The sequence below is a fragment of the Stenotrophomonas capsici genome (genome assembly GCF_034961085.1).
In the GTDB taxonomy this organism is placed as follows: Bacteria; Pseudomonadota; Gammaproteobacteria; order Xanthomonadales; family Xanthomonadaceae; genus Stenotrophomonas; species Stenotrophomonas capsici.
In genome coordinates this window covers 1-5,511 of record NZ_JAYFUH010000124.1, presented here as the reverse complement: position 1 = coordinate 5,511, position 5,511 = coordinate 1, and the positions used below count along the sequence as shown (strand labels likewise).

5 protein-coding genes and 1 pseudogene are annotated in these 5,511 nt (G+C 66.9%); 4 read left to right on the top strand and 2 right to left on the bottom strand.

What is annotated here, in order from left to right:
* Nucleotides 1-360: hypothetical protein (locus VA603_RS09605; RefSeq protein WP_323438668.1), on the top strand; the 360-nt coding region annotated here is incomplete at its 5' end.
* Nucleotides 361-523: 163 nt separating this feature from the next.
* Here VA603_RS09605 and rpoD read toward each other — a convergent pair.
* On the bottom strand, nucleotides 524-2,377 hold the full coding sequence (gene rpoD / locus VA603_RS09600; protein WP_192287818.1) for an RNA polymerase sigma factor RpoD: 1,854 nt from the start codon (nucleotides 2,375-2,377) through the stop codon (nucleotides 524-526).
* Between the two features lie 90 nt (nucleotides 2,378-2,467).
* Nucleotides 2,468-2,908, bottom strand: coding sequence for a D-aminoacyl-tRNA deacylase (gene dtd, locus VA603_RS09595; RefSeq protein ID WP_132865847.1), 441 nt, complete (start codon nucleotides 2,906-2,908; stop codon nucleotides 2,468-2,470).
* 62 nt (nucleotides 2,909-2,970) lie between these two features.
* On the opposite strand from dtd, the gene VA603_RS09590 reads away from it, so the two are divergent.
* The 3 genes and pseudogenes from VA603_RS09590 to VA603_RS09580 all read left to right on the top strand — a co-directional run.
* Nucleotides 2,971-3,891, top strand: coding sequence for a lauroyl acyltransferase (locus tag VA603_RS09590; RefSeq protein WP_323438667.1), 921 nt, complete (start codon nucleotides 2,971-2,973; stop codon nucleotides 3,889-3,891).
* A gap of 72 nt (nucleotides 3,892-3,963) precedes the next feature.
* Nucleotides 3,964-5,088, top strand: coding sequence for a GTP cyclohydrolase II RibA (ribA, locus tag VA603_RS09585; protein ID WP_323438666.1), 1,125 nt, complete (start codon nucleotides 3,964-3,966; stop codon nucleotides 5,086-5,088).
* 89 nt (nucleotides 5,089-5,177) lie between these two features.
* Nucleotides 5,178-5,511: pseudogene (locus tag VA603_RS09580) on the top strand (PH domain-containing protein); the annotation flags it as partial.

Below are 5,511 nucleotides of genomic sequence, written 5' to 3'. Positions count from 1 at the left end.
GAGGAGGCAACACTGAGTGTTGCAATCACGGTTGTTCCGAAACGGCACGCAGCGACGCTTCCCTACGCATTCCCCCTGGTTTTTCCGGTGATTCAGGCGATTTCTCTCCGAATGCAACGACGCCTGGAAGGCGCCTGCCACCTGCGCATTGCGGGCACACCGCGCATTCTCGATACGACGAAACGGTGCGTTGCCGCAGCAGGGGCTGGAATGTTGCCGGGCAACCTGTCCTTGCCGGGCGTGACACCCGCAAAGGCGCATCATCGCTGGCGATGCGGGTGTACATGGCGGATTTCCAGCGGGCATCGGGAGTGCCGGGGCGCTTACGCGTGCCCGTTGGTCATCGGGTACGGTGTGTGACCGCCGCGCGCTTCATGCGGCGCCTGCCGGAACTGGCCTCCCCGCCTGCGATTGCACCTCCCATGCCGGGCAGGCCTGGACGGCATCCCCACCGATGGCGGCTGTCGCGGGCAACAAAAAACCCCGCCTGGGCGGGATTTTCCGTTGCTGCCGTCGCCGTCGATCAATCGATGTCGAGGAAGCTGCGCAGCTGCTCGGAGCGGCTCGGGTGACGCAGCTTGCGCAGCGCCTTGGCTTCGATCTGGCGGATGCGCTCGCGGGTGACGTCGAACTGCTTGCCCACTTCTTCCAGCGTGTGGTCGGTGTTCATGTCGATGCCGAACCGCATGCGCAGCACCTTGGCTTCCCTCGGGGTGAGGCCGGCCAGTACGTCACGCACGGTTTCGGACAGGTTGATGTTGGTGGTGTTCTCGATCGGGGACTCCACGTTGGTGTCCTCGATGAAGTCGCCCAGATGCGAATCCTCGTCGTCGCCGATCGGAGTTTCCATCGAGATCGGCTCCTTGGCGATCTTCATCACCTTGCGGATCTTGTCTTCCGGCATGTCCATTTCCTTGGCCAGCTCCTCCGGCGTGGCCTCGCGGCCGTACTGCTGGAGCATCTGGCGGGAAATGCGGTTGAGCTTGTTGATCGTCTCGATCATGTGCACCGGGATACGGATGGTGCGCGCCTGGTCGGCGATCGAGCGGGTGATCGCCTGGCGGATCCACCAGGTGGCGTAGGTCGAGAACTTGTAACCGCGGCGGTACTCGAACTTGTCCACGGCCTTCATCAGGCCGATGTTGCCTTCCTGGATCAGGTCCAGGAACTGCAGGCCACGATTGGTGTACTTCTTGGCGATGGAGATCACCAGGCGCAGGTTGGCCTCGACCATCTCCTTCTTGGCCTTGCGCGCCTTGGCTTCGCCATAGGCCATCACGCGGCTGATTTCCTTGAGCTCGTCCAGCGACAGCTGGGCGCTCTTTTCCAGGTCGATGGTGGCCTGCTGCTCGGCGACGATCTGATCCTTGACGTCACGCAGCGCCGAGGACCACTTCTGCTTGCGCTTGATCGCGTCCTCGACCCATTCCAGGTTGGTCTGGTTGCCTTCCCAGGAACGGATGAAGTCCTTGCGCGGCATGCGCGCGGTGATCGTGGCCAGGTGCAGCACGCGGCGCTCCTGGGCCTTGACCTGGCCCATGGTGTCGCGCAGCAGTTTGGTCAGCACGTCGGTCAGCGGCAGCGGCAGCTTCAAGGTGATGAAGGTAGCGGCCAGCTCGTCGCGCAGCTTGGTCTGGGCCTTGGTATCGCCCTTGGCATGCGCCTTCTTGAACTTGGCCAGGTCCGCGGCCAGCAGGTCCATGCGACGGGCCACTTCGACCGGATCCGGGCCGGTCGGGCCGGTATCCTCGTCGCTGCTGACGTCGTCATCGTCCTCGTCGGCTTCCGAATCGGCGTCGTCGCTGCTGTCGCCGTCGGCGGCGGCGGCCGGGGCCGGTTCTTCCTCGACCAGGTCGTTGAAGCCGACGATCACTTCGGCCAGGCGCTTCTTGCCTTCCTTGTGCGCTTCGTAGTCGGCCAGCACCGATTCCACGGCCAGCGGGAAGGTGCCCAGTGCAGCCTGCACCTGGCCCAGGCCTTCCTCGATGCGCTTGGCGATGGCGATTTCGCCTTCGCGGGTCAGCAGCTCGACCGTACCCATCTCGCGCATGTACATGCGCACCGGGTCGGTGGTGCGACCACCTTCGGTGTCCAGCGCGGTCAGCGCGGCCGCGGCTTCTTCGGCGGCGGTATCATCGACTTCGCGGTTGCCGGTGTTGCCATCGCTGAGCATCAGCGTGTCGGCATCGGGCGCAACCTCATGGACATCAATGCCCATGCCGGTGATCAGGCCGATGATGTCTTCAATCTGCTCCGGGTCGACCATGTCGTCGGGCAGGTGATCATTGACTTCGGCGTAGGTCAGGTAGCCCTGTTCCAGGCCCTTGCTGATCAGAAGCTTGATGTCGTTTTGCTGGGCAGGACGTTCGTTGGCCATGTAGTGCTCGCGCCACCGGCGGGTTGGAATATAGGGAACCTAGCATTATACCAGCGCAGCGTAACGCTTGCCGGCGGTGGTTCCGGGGCGTCAGGGTCTGAGCAGGAAAGTGACGGGACCGTCATTCACCAGGCTGACAACCATATGGGCACCGAAGCGCCCGGTTTCCACCCCTGCGGCGTGTTTTTCACGGCAGATCGCCACCAATCGATTGAAAAGCCGTTCAGCCTCCGCCGGCGGGGCCGCGCTGGTGAAGCTCGGGCGCATGCCTGAACGGGTGTCCGCGGCCAGGGTGAACTGGCTGACCAGCAACAAGCCACCGCCGATGTCCCGCAAGGAGCGGTTCATCTTGCCGGCATCGTCGGCGAACACCCGGTAACCGAGCAGGCGATCAGCCATTCGCGAAAGCGCCGCCTCGTCGTCCCCCGGCTCCACCCCCACCAGGGCCAGCAGACCGGGTCCGATCTGCCCCACCACGGCGTCATCGACGGTGACCGAGGCCTGAGTAACGCGCTGGATCAGGGAGAGCATGGTCGGTCCAATGGGGCAATTGCCCACCATAGCACCGGGCCTCAGCCGCTAGACTTGCATGGATGAAACCGCAAGCCACCGCCAAGCTCTACCACCGCCTCGCCACCGCCCTGACCCACCTGCCCTGGTCCTGGCAGCGGACGCTGGCTGACACCGTGGCCTGGCTGTGGGGCCGGATCGACGCCCGTGAAAGCCGGGTCACCCGCCGCAACCTGGAGCTGGCCTATCCCGAACTGGGGGCCGACCAGCGTCGCTGGCTGCACCGCCAGATCCTGCGCACCACCGCCCGCCAGGCGCTGGAAACGCTGTACCTGTGGACCCACGACCCGGCCGACAACCTGGCCCGGCACCTGAAGCAGCGCAACGGCCAGGCGCTGTACGACGCCGCGCTGGCCTCGGGCAAGGGTGTGATCGTGATCGCCCCGCACTACGGCAACTGGGAGCTGCTGAACCAGTGGCTGGCCGAACGTGGCCCGATCGCCATCGTCTACGCGCCGCCGGAAAACCCGGTCGGCGATGAGTTCCTGCAGCTGTGCCGCGGCGGTGACAACGTGCGCCAGGTGCGTGCCGAGGGGCCGGCGGTGCGGCAGCTGTTCAAGGTGCTCAAGGACGGCGGTGCCACCGGCATCCTGCCCGACCAGCAGCCCAAGAATGGCGATGGCGAGTTCGTGCCGTTCTTCGGCGTGCAGGCGCTGACCATGACCCTGGTCAACCGCCTGGCCGAGCGCACCGGCGCCACCCTGCTGTACGCCTGGTGCGAGCGCATCGGCCCGGACCTGGAGTTTGCCCTGCACGTGGAGCCGGCCGAGCCGGCCATCGCCAATGCGGACCTGCCCACCGCGGTGGCCACCCTGAGCGCAGGCATCGAGCGCATCGCCCGGCGCGATCCGTCGCAGTACCAGTGGACCTACAAGCGCTACACGCTGCGACCACCGGGCAGCGGCGAAACTGACCCCTACGCCACCGCCAGGCACCCGCACTGACACCGGCCCTGCAACACTGCGTCACCTGTCCCGTCGATTGAATCAACGAGCGGCGGTCCCCATAAGGTCCCGATGAGCGTCCAGTCCCCCTCCCCCAGCGCCGGCCCGTTCGGCGAAACCGCCGCCATCCACTGCGAGCGCGCCGCCGCCGAGCTGCGTGCCGGCCGGCCGGTGGTGATCGTCGACGGGCATCGTCGGCTGGCCACCCTCGCCCTGGACAGCAGCTCCCCGCGCAGCCTGGCCGCCTTCGGCCAGGCCAGCGACCAGCAGCACTACCTGTTCCTGACCGCCCCGCGCGCGCAGACGCTGGGCATCACCGCCAGCGATGGCATCCGCCTGCCGCTGGCCGGCCGCGAGTTCGCCGAGCTGCCGGCACTGGCCTACCTGCGCGATGCCCCCACGGCCGAAGGCGCGCAACCACTGGGCAATGACCTGGACGCGGCGGCGGTGGAAGTGGCCCGGCTCGGCCTGCTGTTGCCGGCCATGATCTCGGTGGAACTGGCGCCGGGGCCAAGCGCGTTCGACCCCTGCCTGCACCTGAGCGTGGAAGCCCTGCGTGACGGCGCCCGCCAGGCCGGCCAGGACTACGAACTGGTCACCCGCTCGCCGGTGCCGTTGCGCGACGTGGGCATGAGCGAGTTCGCGGTGTTCCGTGGCGGCGTGGCGCAGCGCGACCAGGTCGCGGTGATCGTCGGCACGCCAGACCTGCAGGGCGCGGTGCCGGTGCGCGTGCATTCCTCGTGCCTGACCGGTGACCTGTTCGGTTCGCTCAAGTGCGACTGCGGCGACCAGCTGCGGCGCGGCCTGCGCACGCTCAAGGAACTGGGCGGCGGCATCCTGCTGTACCTGGACCAGGAAGGCCGTGGCACCGGCATCGCCGCCAAGATGCGCGCCTATGGCTACCAGCACGAAGGGCTGGACACCATCGACGCCGACGCCCAGCTCGGCTTCGGTGCCGACGAGCGCCGCTATGGCAGCGCGGTGGCGATGCTGCGCGCATTGGGCGTGCAACGCATCCAACTGCTGACCAACAACCCCACCAAGGTGCAGCACCTGCGCAACGCCGGCATCGAAGTCAGCGGTTGCGTGCCGGTGACCGGCGAGATCACCGCCGAGAACGAGCAGTACCTGCGCACCAAGGCCGCCCGTGCCGGCCACCACCTGGATGTCGATGCGCTGATCATGGCCGCGCAGTGATGCGCGACTGAGGCTGCGGGGAAGCACACGCAATGCGCCCCCTCCCCTGCACTTGCCTCTTCTTCGATCCAACCCGCTAAAGTCAGCGCATGATGGAACCTCCCGCGCTCCCCGAAGCCTCGCTTCACCCCCTTGAAACCAACACCGGCTGGCAGCCGTTGCCACGGCGTGGCGCGGTGTTCGCCGCTGTCGGCAGCGCCATCGGCATGGCCATCCCACTGACGCTGGCCGCCGGCATCGTGCCGTTGGCCTTCCATTACGCGCACTGGCTGCTCGCCGGTTGCGCCGGCCTGCTGGTCGGGCTGGCGTGGGGCGCCTGGTTCGGCTGGCGGCGGCACCGACTGACGTTCTGGCGGCTGGATGAGCAGGCACTGGGCGTACGCCGCGGCCACCTGTGGCAGAGCGAAAGCCATGTGCCCATCT

Bases quoted from the DNA above. Each gene is read 5' to 3' on its own strand.
- rpoD (WP_192287818.1), bottom strand. From the start codon at position 2,377: ATGGCCAACGAACGTCCTGCCCAGCAAAACGACATCAAGCTTCTGATC.
- dtd (WP_132865847.1), bottom strand. From the start codon at position 2,908: ATGCTCTCCCTGATCCAGCGCGTTACTCAGGCCTCGGTCACCGTCGAT.
- VA603_RS09590 (WP_323438667.1), top strand. From the start codon at position 2,971: ATGAAACCGCAAGCCACCGCCAAGCTCTACCACCGCCTCGCCACCGCC.
- ribA (WP_323438666.1), top strand. From the start codon at position 3,964: ATGAGCGTCCAGTCCCCCTCCCCCAGCGCCGGCCCGTTCGGCGAAACC.